Source organism: Bifidobacterium asteroides, assembly GCF_048001765.1.
Classification (GTDB): domain Bacteria; phylum Actinomycetota; class Actinomycetes; order Actinomycetales; family Bifidobacteriaceae; genus Bombiscardovia; species Bombiscardovia asteroides_K.
In genome coordinates this window covers 1,089,790-1,105,854 of the sequence record NZ_CP181447.1, presented here as the reverse complement: position 1 = coordinate 1,105,854, position 16,065 = coordinate 1,089,790, and the positions used below count along the sequence as shown (strand labels likewise).

General features: G+C 63.0%; 15 protein-coding genes. 10 read left to right on the top strand and 5 right to left on the bottom strand.

All coding sequences use genetic code 11. The features are described 5' to 3' along the window. The first annotated feature begins 51 nt into the window (after positions 1 to 51). From pyrB to ACNAOV_RS04295, 8 genes are all read left to right on the top strand, one after another. A complete protein-coding gene (gene pyrB / locus ACNAOV_RS04330; RefSeq protein ID WP_416518149.1) occupies positions 52 to 1,017 on the top strand; it encodes an aspartate carbamoyltransferase in 966 nt (321 codons plus the stop codon). After that, positions 1,014 to 1,427, top strand: a complete 414-nt coding sequence (locus ACNAOV_RS04325; RefSeq protein WP_416518100.1) for an aspartate carbamoyltransferase regulatory subunit — start codon at positions 1,014 to 1,016, stop codon at positions 1,425 to 1,427. The genes pyrB and ACNAOV_RS04325 overlap by 4 nt, the downstream gene beginning before the upstream one ends. 1 nt (position 1,428) lies before the next feature. Next, entirely contained in the window at positions 1,429 to 2,847 is a 1,419-nt protein-coding gene (locus ACNAOV_RS04320; RefSeq protein WP_416518099.1) for a dihydroorotase, read from the top strand. Positions 2,848 to 2,849: 2 nt separating this feature from the next. After that, positions 2,850 to 3,911 (top strand): orotidine-5'-phosphate decarboxylase, encoded by a 1,062-nt coding sequence (pyrF, locus tag ACNAOV_RS04315; protein WP_416518098.1) that lies wholly within the window; start codon positions 2,850 to 2,852, stop codon positions 3,909 to 3,911. Next, positions 3,908 to 4,753 carry a dihydroorotate dehydrogenase electron transfer subunit gene (locus ACNAOV_RS04310; protein WP_416518097.1) on the top strand — a complete coding sequence of 282 codons (846 nt, stop codon included), beginning with the start codon at positions 3,908 to 3,910 and terminating at the stop codon, positions 4,751 to 4,753. Before pyrF ends, ACNAOV_RS04310 begins: the two co-directional genes overlap by 4 nt. Then, positions 4,750 to 5,697, top strand: a complete 948-nt coding sequence (locus ACNAOV_RS04305; RefSeq protein ID WP_416518096.1) for a dihydroorotate dehydrogenase — start codon at positions 4,750 to 4,752, stop codon at positions 5,695 to 5,697. Before ACNAOV_RS04310 ends, ACNAOV_RS04305 begins: the two co-directional genes overlap by 4 nt. Next, complete coding sequence (gene pyrE / locus ACNAOV_RS04300) at positions 5,694 to 6,443, top strand: orotate phosphoribosyltransferase (protein WP_416518095.1); 750 nt, start codon at positions 5,694 to 5,696, stop codon at positions 6,441 to 6,443. Before ACNAOV_RS04305 ends, pyrE begins: the two co-directional genes overlap by 4 nt. A gap of 156 nt (positions 6,444 to 6,599) precedes the next feature. Further along, a complete protein-coding gene (locus tag ACNAOV_RS04295) occupies positions 6,600 to 7,718 on the top strand; it encodes a DsbA family protein (protein ID WP_416518094.1) in 1,119 nt (372 codons plus the stop codon). 19 nt (positions 7,719 to 7,737) lie between these two features. Here ACNAOV_RS04295 and ACNAOV_RS04290 read toward each other — a convergent pair whose 3' ends face one another. Genes ACNAOV_RS04290 through ACNAOV_RS04280 form a run of 3 tightly spaced genes read right to left on the bottom strand, consistent with a single transcriptional unit; the run spans position 7,738 to position 11,419 of the window. After that, the gene (locus ACNAOV_RS04290; RefSeq protein WP_416518093.1) at positions 7,738 to 8,676 is read right to left on the bottom strand and encodes a LysR family transcriptional regulator; all 939 of its coding nucleotides are present in this window, start codon (positions 8,674 to 8,676) and stop codon (positions 7,738 to 7,740) included. Positions 8,677 to 8,700: 24 nt separating this feature from the next. Next, positions 8,701 to 9,483 (bottom strand): 2,3-bisphosphoglycerate-dependent phosphoglycerate mutase, encoded by a 783-nt coding sequence (locus tag ACNAOV_RS04285; protein WP_416518092.1) that lies wholly within the window; start codon positions 9,481 to 9,483, stop codon positions 8,701 to 8,703. 28 nt (positions 9,484 to 9,511) lie between these two features. Further along, the gene (locus ACNAOV_RS04280) at positions 9,512 to 11,419 is read right to left on the bottom strand and encodes a bifunctional ADP-dependent NAD(P)H-hydrate dehydratase/NAD(P)H-hydrate epimerase (RefSeq protein WP_416518091.1); all 1,908 of its coding nucleotides are present in this window, start codon (positions 11,417 to 11,419) and stop codon (positions 9,512 to 9,514) included. 111 nt (positions 11,420 to 11,530) lie between these two features. Here ACNAOV_RS04280 and ACNAOV_RS04275 point away from each other — a divergent pair, with 111 nt between their 5' ends. Next, complete coding sequence (locus ACNAOV_RS04275) at positions 11,531 to 12,220, top strand: MgtC/SapB family protein (protein WP_416518090.1); 690 nt, start codon at positions 11,531 to 11,533, stop codon at positions 12,218 to 12,220. A gap of 24 nt (positions 12,221 to 12,244) precedes the next feature. Here the strand turns inward: ACNAOV_RS04275 and ACNAOV_RS04270 are convergent, their stop codons facing one another. Both ACNAOV_RS04270 and ACNAOV_RS04265 read right to left on the bottom strand, forming a co-directional pair. Continuing rightward, positions 12,245 to 13,846, bottom strand: coding sequence for an ABC-F family ATP-binding cassette domain-containing protein (locus ACNAOV_RS04270; RefSeq protein ID WP_416518089.1), 1,602 nt, complete (start codon positions 13,844 to 13,846; stop codon positions 12,245 to 12,247). A gap of 117 nt (positions 13,847 to 13,963) precedes the next feature. After that, a complete protein-coding gene (locus ACNAOV_RS04265; protein WP_416518088.1) occupies positions 13,964 to 15,154 on the bottom strand; it encodes a TspO/MBR family protein in 1,191 nt (396 codons plus the stop codon). A gap of 184 nt (positions 15,155 to 15,338) precedes the next feature. Here ACNAOV_RS04265 and ACNAOV_RS04260 point away from each other — a divergent pair, with 184 nt between their 5' ends. Further along, positions 15,339 to 15,941, top strand: coding sequence for a DNA-3-methyladenine glycosylase I (locus ACNAOV_RS04260; RefSeq protein ID WP_416518087.1), 603 nt, complete (start codon positions 15,339 to 15,341; stop codon positions 15,939 to 15,941). The last annotated feature ends 124 nt before the right edge of the window (positions 15,942 to 16,065 follow it).

The window sequence follows — 16,065 nt, the reverse complement described above, 5'->3', positions numbered from 1 at the left end:
GGTGAGCCGTTGTCCCAACAAGTTGATCACGCATCCAAAACCTCTTCCACCATTGTTCCGCTTCGTGGGCGAAGTGTGGTAACCCTCGACGACATTCCCATCACCCAGATCCTGGATCTGCTGGATCGGGCGGCATACATCGACACCCATCGCCGTCAGGTGGCCCACACCTGCGACGGTCGGGTCCTGGCCACGCTCTTCTATGAACCCAGCACGCGAACCAGGCTCAGCTTCGAGACGGCCATGCTCCGTCTGGGTGGCCAGGTCATCGGGTTCGCCGGCGCACAGTTGGCCAGCGTCTCCAAGGGTGAGTCCATCAGCGACACCTTGAAGACGGTCTCAAACTACGCCGACATCGTGGCCATCCGCCATCCTAAGGAGGGGGCTGCCCTGGTAGCCTCCCAGGCAGCCACGGTCCCGGTCATCAACGCCGGTGACGGCGGGCACATGCATCCGACCCAGACCCTGACCGACCTGGCCACCATCCGCGCCCGCAAGGGTCGGCTGAATCACCTGACCATCGGCCTGTGCGGGGATCTGACCTTCGGCCGCACGGTCCACTCCCTGATCACCACTCTCTGCCGCCTAGGCCACGTGGACTTCGTCCTGATAAGCCCCGACGAACTGCGCACCCCCGAATACGTCCTGGAGAGGATCCGCTCCTCGGCCGACTGCACCTACCGGGAGACCGGGGACCTGAACGGGGTCATCGGGGACCTGGACGTGCTCTACATGACCCGTGTCCAGCAGGAGCGCTTCTTCAACGAGGACGACTACCTGCGTCTGCGCGACACCTACATTCTGGATGCCGACAAGCTTAGGGCTGCGCGCCCCGACATGGCCATCCTCCACCCCCTGCCCAGGGTCAATGAGATCGCCGTGGAGGTGGACGATGATCCGCGTGCGGCCTACTTCCAGCAGGTTCGCAACGGCATGCTGGTCAGAATGGCCCTGGAGAGCGCCCTGCTGGGTGACGAACTGCCCGGCTACCGCGAGCAGAAGGAGGTGGCGGCATGAAGGTCACCAGCATTGTTGACGGCATCATCATCGACCACGTTCGTGCGGGCACTGCCCTGAAGGTGCTGCACTACCTGCGCGTGGACCCGGCGAAGACCCGGCTGGCCCTGATCATGAATACGGACAGCCGCAAGTACGGGTCCAAGGACATCATCAAGATCGAACAGACCGGGGATCTGGACCTGACCGCCCTGGGGTTCATCGCCCCCGAGGCCACCGTGGACGTGGTTCGGGATGGCAGGATCGTCAGCAAGCATCAACCTGACCGCCCCAACCATCTGGTCAACGTCATCACTTGCGTCAATCCCCGTTGTGTGACCACAGTGGAGACCGGCGTGGACCAGCGCTTCCACCTGGACGCTGCAGGGGTCTACCGCTGCGACTACTGCGACGAAAAGGCTGAAGACTGATATGCGGCTGCTGGGGTTGACTGATTGGCGTAGCGGCAGGGCGGTCGATCTGGTGCTTCCCCAAGCCGTTGATAGTGCGCTGATTGACGAGACCGGTGCCATGTCGGCAGAGGTTGATCAGATAGACGCCTCGGGGCTTGTGCTGGCTCCCGCCTTGGTCGACCCCCACGTCCATCTGCGGGACCCTGGTCAGACCGACAAGGAGGACATGGTCACAGGCACAGCTGCCGCAGCCGCCGGAGGATACGGGCTGATACTGCTCATGCCCAACACCCAGCCAGCCATGGACGGACGTGCCAGGATGGCCGACGGGCGCACGGTCATTGACTACCTGGAATCCTACGAGCAGGACCACGGGCTGCGCCTGCCGGTGGACTACGCCCTCTGCGTGGCGGCAACCATGGACCGGGCCGGCCGTCAGGCCTCGAACCCAGACGACTGGTCGGGTTACCTGCCCGGCCACGGATGGACACACCCCGTAGTGGCCATCAGCGACGACGGCTCGGCCGTCACCAATCAGACACTGGAGGCCGTGGCCGCCAACGCAAGGGCTTTCTACCTGCCCATCCTGGATCACTGCGAACACCACGAGCACGGTCAGGTCAACCTGGGTGCCATCAGTCGCCAACTGGGACTGGAGGGGATTCCCGCCTCAACCGAGACCGCCATCATCAATCGCGACATCGAACAGGCGGAACGCACCGGCACCAGGGTGCATCTGCAGCATGTCAGCACTACCGGGGGATTCGAAGCCGTCCGACGGGCCAAGGCCCGAGGTCTGCCGGTCACCTGCGAGACCGCGCCCCACTATCTGGCCCTCTGTGACGAGGACCTGCTGCGCTGCGGCAGCATGGCCAAGATGAACCCTCCGCTGCGCTCCCGCGCTGACCAAGAGGCAGCCCTTGAGGCCGTGGCCGAAGGCACTGTGGACATGATTGCCACCGACCACGCCCCCCATACCGCTGCAGAAAAAGCGTTGGGACTCAAGGATGCCCCCAACGGCATCATCGGTCTGGAAACTGCCTACGCGGTCTGCAACCAGGTCCTGGTCAAAAGCGGACTCATCAGCCACGAACGCTTGGTCGAACTCATGTCCCTGGCTCCAGCCGAGCTCATGGGCATGCGTCGGCTCCTGCCCGAAGGCCTGCACTCGCACAAGGCCAACAAGGTTAATAAGGCCGGTCACCTTCAGCTGGAGGTCGGCCGGCACAGCGATGCCGACCAGCCACCCGTCGACTTGGTCCTTCTGGACCCTGAGGCCAGGTGGAAGGTTGATCCGAGCCGCTTCCATTCCAAGGCGAGAAACACCCCATTCGCCGGGGCAGAACTGACCGGAAGGGTCATGGCCACCATCAAGGATGGGCGTCTGGTCTTCTCCCGTCTGCCTGCAAGCCGTGTCATCACCAGGGAAAGGATCTGAGCATGGACCGACTGACCGCGCTCATCCAGAACAAGAACAATCCGACCGTGGTCGGTCTGGATCCGCGACCGGAACTGCTGCCCAGCCAGCTGATCGAACAAGCCAGACAACGTGCCGCCGGGAGCATGGCCCAGATGGGCTTGGACCCCAAGGATCCCCAGCAGACCCAGGGTGAGCAGGCTCAGGCTGTCTGGGCGGACCACCTGGCCCGGGCCTATCTACGCTTCAACCTGGCCATCCTGGAGGGCGTGGCCGACCTGGTGCCTGCAGTCAAACCCCAGATCGCCATGTACGAGGCCCTGGGAGCCTGGGGCATCAGGGCCTATACCGGTACCTGCCGGGCCGCAGCCGAACGTGGCCTCTATGTCATAGGGGATGTCAAGCGCGGGGACATCGGTTCCACGGCTGAGGCCTATGCCGCCCATCTTGACGGGCTTCCCCTGCCCTTCAATCCTGGGCAGCCAGCGGATGGGCCGACCAGAGCAGGCGGAAGGTTCCCCTGGTATGAGGATGCCCTGACCATCAATGTCTACCTGGGTTCAGATGGTGTGGAACCCTTCCTGCAGGCGGCCGAGCACATCCAAGGAGACCTCTTCGCCCTGGTGCGCACCTCCAATCCTTCGGGCAGCCAGATCCAGGAGCTTGGCCTGGACGTGAGCTCGGGCGGCGGCACCATCTATCAGCGCCTGGGCGACCTGGTCGAATCCTGGGGACAGCCCTCCATCGGCGAATCGGGTTACTCCAGACTTGGGGCAGTGGTCGGCGCCACCCACCCCGATGACGGCGCCCTTCTGCGTAAGGCCATGCCCCACACCTTCTTCCTGGTCCCCGGATACGGAGCCCAGGGCGGTTCGGCAGCCGACGTGGCGCCCATGTTCGACCGGTCCGGCGGCGGCGCTGTGGTCAATTCCTCCCGGGGGATCATCGCAGCCTGGAGGAAGGACCCGGACTACAGTCCGCAGCTCAGCGTCCAGGCGGCCCTGGGCATGGTCACCCGCGATGCCCGCCGGGCCGCAGAGGCCATGAAGGACGATCTCAATCAGGCGATCAAGGAGGCCCGATGAAACCCAACCTCTTCATATCCACCAGCCGGGTGGAGGATCAGGCCCGACAGGCGGGCCGGATGCCCGGACGCCGCACGGCACAGGTCACCGGTATGGAGCCCCTGGACCGGCAGGTCTGGCGGATGACCATCTGCGACCCCTACCTGGCGGCCCACGCTCCGGCAGGAGCCTTCATCAACCTCTACTCGTCCGACCGCATGACCATGATGCCCAGGCCCTTCGGCATCAGCAGGGTCCTGGAGGACGAGCAGATAGAGATCATCTTCGCCGTGGTCGGCCAGGGGACCTATGAATTCTCCCGCCTGCAGCCTGGTATGGCTGTGGACCTGCTGGGACCCCTGGGCCATGGCTTCGACCTGGAGAAGCCGGCAGACTATCTGCTGGTGGGCGGTGGCCTGGGTGTTCCTCCGCTGATCCGCGCAGCCCAGTGCCTGCAAGGCCGGTCCGGTGTGCGCACCACCGCCCTGCTGGGCTACCGGGACCATCGGTTCGCCGATGCCATCATGGGCCCGTTGACCGATCAGCTGGAGTCCATCAACGATGCCTCCGGGGATGTCATAACCCTCTTGGACCGTGTTCGTGGCGACATCGATCCCGAGCGGACCATCATCCTGACCTGTGGACCCCTGCCCATGATGCGGGCCGTGGCCGCCTGGGCCCGCAAGACAGGCCTGCCGGCCCAGTGCTGCATGGAGTCCCGGATGGGTTGTGGCTACGGCACCTGTGTGGCCTGCGTGGTCGACACCGTGGACGGCCGACTCAAGGTCTGCAAGGACGGCCCGGTCTTCGCCGCCGACCGTCTGATCTGGGATGCAGAGGGAAGCAAGGAGATGCAGCGATGAGCCAGCAGACAATCATGGATCCTCTGGAGCCACACGTCTGGCGGCATGGCACGGTTGTAGCCGGTACGCCCTGGAAAAACCCTGTGGGCACCGCCTCGGGCACCTTCAACCTGGATGCCTGCGGGGATTATTATGACGTCTCCCAGATGGGTGCCATCTCCACCAAGGGGGTTTCGCCGGTACCCTGGGAAGGCAATCCCACGCCCAGGACCGCCGAGAGCCCCGCCGGCATGGTCAACTCCGTGGGCCTGCAGAACCCGGGCGTGGACCATTACCTGGTGGACGAGCTGCCCAGGCTCAAGGCCCTGGGAGCCAACGTGGTCACCAATGTGGCCGGCCATAGCGACGAGGACTACGCCATCGTTGTGGAACGCTTGGCCGACTCCCCAGCGGACATGCTGGAGATCAACGTCTCCTGCCCCAATGTCTCTCATGGGGGGATGTCCGTAGGCACCGATGCCAAGGCCCTGAACCGGTTGATCACCCGGCTGCGGGCTCTGACCGACAAACCCATGGTGGTCAAGCTGACCCCCAACGTCACCGACATGGTGGAGGTGGCCCGGGCAGCTGTCGACGGGGGAGCGGATGCCCTCAGCCTGATCAACACCCTGGTAGGCATGCGCATCGACATTACTACGGGTAAACCCATCCTGGCCCAGGGCACCGGCGGCGTTTCCGGCCCCTGCATCCTGCCCATTGCCTTGTCCTTCGTCTGGCGGGTGCGCCAGGCACTTCCCGACATTCCCATCATCGGTATCGGAGGCATCGATTCGGGACGCACGGCTTTGGAATTCCTTTATGCGGGGGCCAATGCCGTGGAGGTGGGGGCCGCGGCCCTGGTGGATCCTGTGGCTCCCATGCGGGTGGCCCGTGAGCTGGACGATCTGTTGGACGAGCGGCCCGAACTGGCCGATTTGCTTAAGAAAGGGGAATGCTGGAGATGAGCGCATCCGCACCAGAAGACAAGGCCAACCATGACGGGGATGCCCAGGAGCAGACCCGCCGCGTCCAGGAGGGCTTCACCAGCTTCCTGCTCCAGAGCGGAGCGCTCAAGTTCGGTGACTTCACCCTGAAGTCGGGGCGGCGCTCGCCCTACTTCATCAACGCCGGGGCCTTCAACGACGGACGGCTGATTGCCCTGCTGGGGGAGTTCTACGCCCGGACCATTGTGCAGGCTGTGAAGCAGGGGACCCTGCCCGCCGACGTCGACACGGTTTTCGGCCCGGCCTACAAGGGTATTCCCCTGGCCGTCTCCACAGCCATAGCACTGAGCGGGGCTCACGGCATGCCGGTCGGCTACACCTTTGACCGCAAGGAGGTCAAGGACCATGGCGACGGCGGCCTTATGGTCGGCACGCAGCTCAAGGACGGCATGAGGGTGCTGCTAGTGGATGATGTCATGACCGCCGGGACCGCGGTTCGCCAGGTGGTGCCCAAGATCATGTCCCAGGCCAAGGTGACCATCGTTGGCCTGGTGCTCTCCGTGGACCGGATGGAGCGCACCGGACAGGGCCAGGGCTCGGCTGTGGAGTCAATCATGGACGAGTTCCACTTCCCGGTCATCAGCATCGTCAACGTCCGCCAGATCTTCGATGCGGCTTCCTCGATGAAGGGCTCGGACGGGTCGCCCATTCTGGACCAGCGCACGGCTGATGCCGCCAGGCACTATCTGAAGCGTTACGGGGCCTGAGCGAATGCCAGACACATATCGTCATGCGAATTGTGCATTCAGGCCACATTGACGCACATTCTTCGGAGGGTCATTCTGCCGGATGACCCTCGTGTAGATTGGTAAGGATCCGACGGGCAGGCCGACGGATCATCATCGCAAGGAAGGCCATGGATCATGACGAAACCACTGGAGCAGAACGGTCATGAGGAACCGGACCGGACTGAGGTCGACGCGGTGGATGCGGCCAAGCCCGCCGCTTCGGCCACAGCAGCTGACGCAGTGAAACCTTCGGATGCAGCAGAACCTGCCGATGGTCATATTGCGACTGATGGGAAACCGGCCGAAACAGCCCAGCCTCAGGAGAGCGAGCCTGAAGAAAGTGCGTCTGCACAGCGCTTGCGGAGGCTTCCGTTGATACTGGTGGCGGTGGCTCTTGTGCTGGTGCTTGCGGCAGGCATATACATGCTATGGGCAAAACATTCTGGAGTCGGCCAGTCTGCCCAAAAGGCTTCATCCGGAGCATCGACCGCGCAAGTCAGTCAGGCTCCCAGCGGAGACGCCACGGCCTATAAGGATCTGCAGGAGGTCGCTGTTAAGCCATCGGTGGCCGACGACCAGGGAGGGCTGACCGTTTCGGCCAAGGGGGTCGGTAGCAAGAAGAAAGTTGCCGATGCGCCCACCCTTGAGATCTTCATGGACCCCATGTGCCCCTGGTGCGGCAAGGTGGGCCGGGTCATCGATCCCCAGCTGCAGCACATGATCAGCGCCGGCCAGATCAACGTCACCTACAACTTTTTGAATTTCCTGGATTCAGCCTCAAGTGACGAGTACTCCAGTCGCGTGGACAACGCCCTGGCTATGGTGGCCCAGGAGGACCCGGATCATCTGCCGGCCTTCGCCGCCGCCATTTTTGCCACCGACTTCCAGCCTGATGAACGCTCCTATCAGGCCGTCTCCGACGCGCGCCTGGCCGACCAGGCCGTGGGAGCTGGGGTGCCCAGGTCCTTGGCGGACCGTTTCGCCCAGGGCACCTACAGGCCATGGGTGGACAAGGTCAATGACTACGCCATCACCCGGAAGGATGCCAAGGACACCAAGGGCGAGTTCTCAACACCCACCATCATGATCAACGGCAAGGTTTGGGATCTGACCGCAGCCGCAAAGAGCCAGGGAGGCTTGGAACATCTGGACCGGGCCCTGCTCAAGGCCCTGGGACTCAAATCGCAGGATGTGGGCCACCAGGGTAAGATGCCCTCCATCGGTGCCCAAGGAAAAGCGCTGAAAGTACGGTAACCCGTCGCTTGTTTTGCTGTTACTCGCCTGGCTCTTGTTCGATCAGCGAATATCCGTGCTTGGATACCACTTGGCGCAGCTTGTCCAAGTAGAGTTCGGCGGCGTGGGACAGCTTGGTCCGGCTGTTGACGATCCAACCCACCAACATGGATTCATCCGACTCCAGGGGAACGCTGACGATCTTTTCGTTGTTCAGGTCCTCGTTGTCGATGCCGGTGCAGACCGTGTAAGCGTTCAGTCCCACGATGAAGTTGAGCATGGTGGCCCGGTCGCTCACAGTGATCTGCTTGGGGGAGTAGTCGGGCCAGACCGCCTCCTCGGCAAAGTAGAAGGAGCCCTCCTCGCCCTGCTCATATTGCAGGAAGGGATAGGGCTCCAGATCCTTCATGGTCACCATGGCCCGATCGGCCAGGGGGTTGGTCCGGGCGATGAAGACATGCAGGTCCGCTCTGAAGAGTGGATGGAAGTCCAGGTGCTTCTCTCGGAGCATCTTGGAAAGGACCCGTTTGTTGAAATCGGACTCGTAGATGATGCCGATCTCGGACTGGAGGGTGGCTACCTGGTCGATGATGTCCCTGGTGCGTGTCTCCCGAATGGTGAATTCGTACTCGTCCGAATCGATGGAATTGATCATTTCCACGAACGCTTCCACTGCGAACATGTAGTGCTGGGTGGAGACCCGGCAGAGCTGCTTGCGGGGCCTGACCTGCCGATAGCGGGCCTCCAGCAGGTCGGTCTGGTCCAGGATCTGCCGGGCGTAGGTCAGGAATTCCGCCCCGTCCACGGTCAGAGCGATCCCTTGGGAGTGGCGGGTGAAGATCTCGATGCCCAGCTCGTTCTCCAGCTCCTTGACCGATGAACTCAGGGCAGGCTGGGAGATGTAGAGCTCGTGCGAGGCCTCGTTCATGGAGCCGCATTCGACAATCTTGACGATGTAGCGCAGTTGGAGCAGTGTCATATAAGCCAATCTATACCCAAGGCTCTATCGGCCCAGGGCCACGGTTTCAGCCATACCCTGCTTGGCGGCCTCCTGGTCCAGATAGCGACCCGGACCCTGGACCTGGGGGTTGCCGTCCCCATCGGTCTCGAAGCTGTAGACCATAGGTACGCCGGTGGGCACGTTAATGGATCGGATATCCTTGTCGTCAACATCTTCAAGGACCTTGATCAGACTGCGGACCACGGAACCGTGGGTGACGATGAGCACAGTACGGCCCTGGGCCAGGTTGGGTGCTATCCGGCTACGCCAGTAGGGATGCAGGCGGAGCAGCAGGTCCTTGAGGCACTCGGCGCGGATGTCTGCCGGATTCTGGCTGTCCAGTCCATCGCACATGAACGGGGCATAGCGCGGATCCTGTCCCTGAAAGTATGGTGAATCGGTTGCGATGGCAGGCGGCCGAACATCATAGGAACGCCGGTAGCTATCGAATTGCTGCTGACCGTAGCGTTCCAGCATGGCCGGTCGCGTCTGTCCCTGGAAGTCGCCATAGTGGCGTTCATTCAGCCTCCAGGTGCGCTCCACCGGAATCCAGGCCCGATCGACCAGGTCCAGGACCGTGTTGGCGGTGATGATGCTGCGGGTCAGCAGGGAGGTGAAGACCAGGTCAGGCAGCAGGCCCGATTTCTTGAGCAGCTGTCCGGCATGACGGGCCTGTTGCAGTCCGCGTTCCGTCAGAGGCACGTCCACCCAACCTGCGAAACGGTTGACCGACTTCTGAGTCCAGACGCTTTCCCCATGACGCATGACGATGAGCTGCGAGGTCACCAAATCGACTCCTTTTCTGATGACGTGTTTAGAACCAGAGCGAGCTGTTCTCGAAGAAGAGGGAGGCATCGTCCCCATCCTGGGCGGACTGGTCCATCTGGTCAGCAGCCCCCTCGGCTCTTGACATGACCAGCCCTATGGCCCTGGGCAGGGCATCGGCAACCTGTCCGGCGCGAATTGGCTGTCCCATGGGTCCTGCAACAGTCCCGTGACCTTCCGATTGGTTGTCCTCGGCTACCAAATCGGCGAAATCCTGGGGTTTGCGGGGGTCGAAAATCAGCGGCTGCTCCCAACCGGTCTGCCTGCCGCCGCTGGCCAGAGAGCCTGCCAGTCCGTGCAGGAAGGCCGCGGCAGCCGTCAGATCCACCATCAGTGTGGCATCATCCTGGATCGGTCCGGCATTCTGGGCCAGCATGGCCCCGATGGTTCCGGAGAGCACGTCCCCTGATCCGGCCGTGGATAGCCAGGCCGGGCCGAAACCGGTGGTCATGACCCGGGGGCGGTCGGTGCCGTCCTCGCCGACGACCAGAGTGATGGCCCCCTTGAGCAGAATGGTGGCCCCGGTCAGTTGGCAGGCGCGGACAGCCCATCGCAGGGGTTCGGCCATGACCTGGTCGCCGTCCACGTTCTCTCCATGCGAGTTGAGCAGGGCGGCCATCTCGCCGGCATGCGGGGTCAGCACGGTACGCGGGCCCAGCCGGTCCGGCAGCAGATCCAGGGCTCCGGCATCGGCCACCACCGGCGGGTCGGCCGCTGCATCATCCTCGTCCAGGTCCGCAGCCTGACGATTAAGTATGTCGGCAATCAGGTCCCGCTGTTCGTCCTGGCCCTCAGGCCCGGCAGCCTCCTGGGCCTGTCGGGTGGGCACGCCCGAACCCAGCACCCAGGACTCGACTCTTCCGAGACCTAGAACCGTTTCGGGCAGCTCCTGAAGAATCAGGTTGCCCACCTGTTCGGGGCCGCAGTAGCGAATCATACCCACGTTGCCGCTGGCCGCAGCCCTGCTGGAAAGCAGCCCGGCACCATGGTAGAGAGCGGATCCAGTGACCAGGCCGACCACACCCCTGGTGTACTTGGTGTCATTTACCCGGGGCGCCCGCATAAGTCCCGCGCAGTCCTCGGCTTCCATGCAGGAGACGCTGGGAACCAGTGCCGAGGTATCGAAGCCGAAGTCCACCAGGATGATTCTGCCGCAGACGTAGGCGGCCGGGGGCAACATCAGGCAGGGCTTCATGGCCCCCATGGTCACGGTCACATCAGCCGGGATATAGGCCCCGGGTAGGGTGCCTTCATCGATGTCCACGCCGGAGGGAGTATCCACAGCCAGCACCAGAGGCCCATCCTGTCCGGCGGGGTCGTGCCAGGCTGGCCTGTCGGGCAGGCCGCTCTCCATACCCAGTTCTGCGGCCAGGGCGGCTGGAATGCCGCGCAGCGCCCCCTTGAGACCGATACCGGTCATGGCATCGATAATCAGATCCGCCTGTCGGCACAGATCCAGGGCCTGGTCCAGCTCCTCGGAAGCCTGGTCCGGCCCAGCTGGTGCCTCGCAGCCCTGGATGGCTGCCTGTGGATCCAGGGCCGTGACGACTCCACCGGCGCGCAAAAGGGCATCCAATCCGCCCTGGTGCAGGCTTCGCCCGGTCGCCACCACCGTCACATCGGCCCCGTGCCCGGCCAGATCCGCCGAGGCATAGAGCCCGTCGCCGCCATTGTTGCCAGCCCCTGCCAGCAGGACGATCCTGGCTCCTGCCGGCTCCAGCCCGGCCTGGGTCAGCATGATGTCAGCCACGGAGGCCAGGGACCCGGCGGCGATACGCATCAGGGGAACCCCGTCGTCCAAAAACGGCTGCTCCAAGGATCGGATCATGTCGGCGGTATAGGCGCTGGTAGCCAGGGTCCGGCGGGCTTCGCGGCGTTCATCTGGTGACGGCTTCATGGCATCACACCCCTCATTCAACAGGTCCACGTGCTGGCTCCACTCTATCCGATGGCCTTGTCCTGCAAGCGTTATAAAGTCAGCCTATTTACGAGGGCAGGAAAGGAAATCATGCAGGGATTCGCAATGCCGAACCAGGGCCAAATTTTGGCAGTGGTCCTGACGGTGGTTCTCTGCGGCCTGATCGGCTTCGAGCGTGAGTTCCTCAAACACGACGCTGGCATCCGCACCCATATTCTGGTGGGCCTGGGCAGCTGCCTGTTCACCATGGTCTCCCTCTACGGCATCCAGGCCGCTGTTGGGAATTATTCCTGGGATGCCTCGCGAATTGCAGCCGGGGTGGCCTCGGGCATCGGCTTCATTGGCGCCGGAGTCATCTTCTTCAACCATGATTCGGTCAAGGGTCTGACCACGGCCAGCGCCATCTGGGTGGCCGCTGCCGTTGGCATGGCCTGCGGGGTCCAGCTTTTCGCCATCGCCATCCTGACGGTCGTCTTCTACTTTCTGGCAGTTCTGGTTATCGCGCCCATTCTCAAGTGGTTCCTGCGCAACCGTCAGAATACGGTCCTGCGCATCGTATATCAGGACGGCCACGGCTGTCTGCGTGAATCCCTGTTGCTGGCCACCCGCATGGGCTTCGAGTCCCGGGTGCTGACCATCCATGAGCTCCACCGGGACGCCTGGAAGGGCGCCGATGTCACTGTCAACCTGCTGGGCAAGGGCGACGTGACCGAGCTGGTCGAATCCATAGGCCAGACTCCAGGGGTCAAAGAGGTGGAGGTCCTGGGGGAGGACGACTGACCCGCTTTTGACTATTGTGGCTACCTACTCCTCGGCCACCAGATCCAGGTAGTCGTCGCTCCAGAGGTCCTCGTCACCGTCGGGCATAAGCAGCACCCGCTCAGGGTTGAGGGCCTTGACGGCACCCTCATCGTGGGTGACCAGCACGATGGCTCCCTCGTACTTGGCTATGGCCTTGAGTATCTCGTCACGCGAGGCGGGATCCAGGTTGTTGGTGGGCTCGTCCAGCAGCAGGACGTTGGCCCGGCTGGTCACCAGGGTGGCCAGGGCCAGGCGGGTCTTCTCGCCGCCGGAAAGCACCTTGGTGGGCTTCATGGCATCGTCCCCTGAGAAGAGGAAGGAGCCCAAAATGGTCCGCGCCTGGGTGTTGTCCAGGTCGGGGGCCACATGCTGTAGATTCTCCAGAACGGTGACGTCGTTATCAAGGGTGTCATGCTCCTGGGCGAAGTAGCCGATCTTGGCTCCATGCCCCAGGGTCACCTTGCCCGTGTCGGGCTGCTCGATGCCTGCCAGCAACCGCAGGGTAGTGGTCTTGCCAGCGCCGTTGTATCCCAGGATGACCACCCGGGAGCCCTTGTCGATGGCCAGGTTGATGCCGGCGAAGACGATGTTGGAGCCGTAGGCCTTGGACAGGTCCTCGGCCATGATGGGCGTGCGGCCGCAGGGTGCTGGATCCGGGAAGCGCAAATCGGCCACCTTTTCGGCCTTTTCCGCCTCCTGGGTGTCGGCCAGCAGACGCTGGGCACGGCGCATCATATTTTGAGCAGCTACGGCCTTGGTGGCCTTGGCATGCAGACGGATGCCCTGCCGCATCAGCCGATCGGCCTTCTTCTCGGCCACCTCGCGTTCACGGCGGCGGCGTTCCTCGTCCACCACCCTCTGGCGCAGGTAGGCTTTCCATCCCATGGTGTACATGTCGATGCAGGAGCGCTGGGCATCCAGGTGCCAGATGCGGTTGACGGTCTCGTCCAGCAGCTCGGTGGAGTGGGAAATGATCAGGAAGCCGCCCTCGAACCGCCGCAGGTAGCCCTTGAGCCATTCGATGGAGTCGGTATCCAAGTGGTTGGTGGGCTCGTCCAGAATCAGGGTGTCAGCGTCGGAGAAGAGGATTCTGGCCAGTTCGACCCGCCGGCGCTGACCGCCTGAGAGAGTGCCCAGTGCCTGCTGCAGGGTCTCCTGGCTCAGCCCCAGGCTCTCGCCCATGACGATGGCCTGCGATTGGGCCGCATAGCCGCCAGCGTTCTCGAAGTCCTGCTGGGCCTTGTCGTAGCGCTTCATGGCCTTTTCCATGACCTTGGGATCAGGACTGGTCATCTCGGTCTCGGCCTTGCGCATCCGCTGGATGATGGAAGCGATGTCCCTGGCGCTCATGACCCGGTCCAGGGCGCTCTGCTCGGAGTCGCCCGCATGGGTGGACTGGGGCAGGTAGCCCAGCTGTCCGGTCACCCGCACCTTGCCGGCCGAAGGAAGCATATCGCCGGTGATGACCCGGGTCAGCGTGGTCTTGCCTGCACCGTTGCGGCCCACCAGGCCAATCCGGTCGCCCTTGGTCACGTGGAAATCGGTGGCTTGCAGCAGTAGTCGGGCACCTATTCGGATCTCAAGTCCCTGCGCCTCAATAGCCATGCCGCCTCCGACCCCGCTTTCCTCGTGGATTCAAAACTTGCAAGGGACCATGGTAGCAAGAAGCAAGCCCCGCCAGTGCGTCTCGGCTGACGGGGCAATGGATCAGTCATGAATAGGTCAGCGGCGGACCAGCCTGAACTTGTTCCAGGGGAAGTAGACCAGGAAGGCGCCCACGGCGGTCAGAGCGATGACCAGCACGCCCATGGCGGCCGCGAAGGAGAAGATCCTGATGCCGATGCCCAGGCAGGCCCAGATGACCACCAGGCCGAAGACCCAGTCCTTGCCATGCCTGTTCATCAGATAAGCGACGGCCAGTAGGGCGCCGACCACGATGATGGTGGCGAATCCCTGTACTGCATTGCCGACCTTGTGCCCGGCGACAACCATGTATCCAGCGTTGACCAGGGTGGCCACACTCAGCCAGCTGGCGTAGATGGACAGGGGAATCCAGTCCAGGGCCTTGGCGGCTGTTGGGGTTCCGGCCTTGGTGGCATCCCTGCGTACCAGGGCGTAGAGCATCCAGACCAGCACGGTCAGAATGAGGATGATGACCAGGGCCCAGAAGTTGCGCTCCATATGCCACAGGGCCAGCCAGGCGATGTTCAGGCAGCAGGTGGCCACGAAGAGCAGCCCGCTCAGCGTGAAGGGCAGGAAGCCAAGACGTTTGCGGCTGGGACCCGCCAGGCAGAAGCGGAAGAGCCAGATGGCCAGAGCGATGTAGATGATCCCCCAGATGGCGAAGACGTAGCCGGCGGGCATGATCCAGAGGTCGACCTTGCGAGCCAGGCCACCAACTGTGGTGCCATTGAAGTGGTAGACCTCCGCATAGCCGTTGAAGCCCACCATGGCCACCCAGGCCACCCAAAGCAGAATGTCCTCGAAGAGCTTCCAGCCGCGACCCTTGGAGGATTCCTGTTCCTTTTCAGGCTCACCCTGCTTTGCTTGATTTGATCCCTGCGCTGCCTCATTGCTGCTGCTTCCAGAGCGAGCGCCGCCTCCTTTGGTGGTCTGATCGACATCGGTTTTTCCGGTCGATGCCTTCTTCGACGAATCATCAGACCTTTTGGCCGGTGCACCCAAAGGCGATGAACCTGAGCTAGACGAACTTGAAGTAGACGACTTTGGAGTCGATGAATTTGAAGCCGATGCACCCGAAGATGCCGAACTTCCATTTCTCGATTCCTGGGTCGCCGATGACGAGTGTGAATTTGATTGGCTGCCCTGCATGGCAGGGGAGGTGCGCTTGGCCCTCTCGACCGGATCCTCATTGTCGGTCCAGAGTTTGCGCGGATTGTCCTTGTCGGTCATGGCACATGCTTCCTCTCCTTGCCGGCCGCAACCGTACTGCCGCCATGGGGATTGCCCCGGGCCTGGGCCGACCGGCCTCTGCTCCAACTCTAAATCGACCGGTCTGGCTCGGTGGTATTGACCACCCGGTCCGGGCGGCCGCCGGTGCTAGCCTGAAGCCGAACACAGGAGAGGGGAGTGCAGCATGGCCGAACCTTCACATCGATGCGACTGGGCACGGGTGGACGACCCACTCATGCGCAGCTACCACGACCATGAGTGGGGCCGCCCCCTGCACGGCTCCCGGAGGCTCTTCGCCATGCTCTCCCTGGAGATATTCCAGTGCGGGCTCAGCTGGAAGCTGGTCCTGCATCGTCGTCAGGCCCTCTTCAGGGATTTCGACAACTTCGATATTCAGGCCGTCGCCGCATTCGACGCGGACCGGATCGACTCTCTCATGGCCGATCCGGCCATCATCCGCAATCGTCGGAAAATCGAAGCCACGGTGGCCAACGCCGCCCTGATCGCCCGCCAATTTCCCGGAGAGGAATTCGACCGCTACTGCTGGTCCTTCACCGGTGGGCTCACTATCAACCACGACTATCCGGACGACCCTTCCATACCGCGCTACGACCACCTGTCGGCCATCGTCTGCAAGGACATGCGCGACCTGGGCCTGCGCTTCCTGGGACCGGTGACGGTCCACTCCTTCCTCCAGGCGGCAGGCATGATCAACGACCACCAGCACGACTGCTTCCTGAATGGCTGCGGCCGTCCGCCCCTGGATCCGCCTGCCCCGGCCATCTAAGCCGTCATCGAACACCTGTTCGAATTATTCGGCCCCGGCGATATTATGGTCAGGCTTTGGCCTCAGCCTTGGCCATGGGTCTTCAGGGAAGCGGATGGGAAGCACGTGAAGCAGCAGAACAAGC

What these genes read in the sequence shown, in the direction of transcription:
- ACNAOV_RS04280 (WP_416518091.1), bottom strand. Translation starts at nt 11,419, where the DNA reads ATGAAGCCGTCACCAGATGAACGCCGCGAAGCCCGCCGGACCCTGGCT.
- ACNAOV_RS04310 (WP_416518097.1), top strand. Translation starts at nt 3,908, where the DNA reads ATGAAACCCAACCTCTTCATATCCACCAGCCGGGTGGAGGATCAGGCC.
- ACNAOV_RS04325 (WP_416518100.1), top strand. Translation starts at nt 1,014, where the DNA reads ATGAAGGTCACCAGCATTGTTGACGGCATCATCATCGACCACGTTCGT.
- ACNAOV_RS04305 (WP_416518096.1), top strand. Translation starts at nt 4,750, where the DNA reads ATGAGCCAGCAGACAATCATGGATCCTCTGGAGCCACACGTCTGGCGG.
- ACNAOV_RS04295 (WP_416518094.1), top strand. Translation starts at nt 6,600, where the DNA reads ATGACGAAACCACTGGAGCAGAACGGTCATGAGGAACCGGACCGGACT.
- pyrF (WP_416518098.1), top strand. Translation starts at nt 2,850, where the DNA reads ATGGACCGACTGACCGCGCTCATCCAGAACAAGAACAATCCGACCGTG.
- ACNAOV_RS04265 (WP_416518088.1), bottom strand. Translation starts at nt 15,154, where the DNA reads ATGACCGACAAGGACAATCCGCGCAAACTCTGGACCGACAATGAGGAT.
- pyrE (WP_416518095.1), top strand. Translation starts at nt 5,694, where the DNA reads ATGAGCGCATCCGCACCAGAAGACAAGGCCAACCATGACGGGGATGCC.
- ACNAOV_RS04260 (WP_416518087.1), top strand. Translation starts at nt 15,339, where the DNA reads ATGGCCGAACCTTCACATCGATGCGACTGGGCACGGGTGGACGACCCA.
- ACNAOV_RS04290 (WP_416518093.1), bottom strand. Translation starts at nt 8,676, where the DNA reads ATGACACTGCTCCAACTGCGCTACATCGTCAAGATTGTCGAATGCGGC.
- ACNAOV_RS04320 (WP_416518099.1), top strand. Translation starts at nt 1,429, where the DNA reads ATGCGGCTGCTGGGGTTGACTGATTGGCGTAGCGGCAGGGCGGTCGAT.
- ACNAOV_RS04275 (WP_416518090.1), top strand. Translation starts at nt 11,531, where the DNA reads ATGCAGGGATTCGCAATGCCGAACCAGGGCCAAATTTTGGCAGTGGTC.
- ACNAOV_RS04270 (WP_416518089.1), bottom strand. Translation starts at nt 13,846, where the DNA reads ATGGCTATTGAGGCGCAGGGACTTGAGATCCGAATAGGTGCCCGACTA.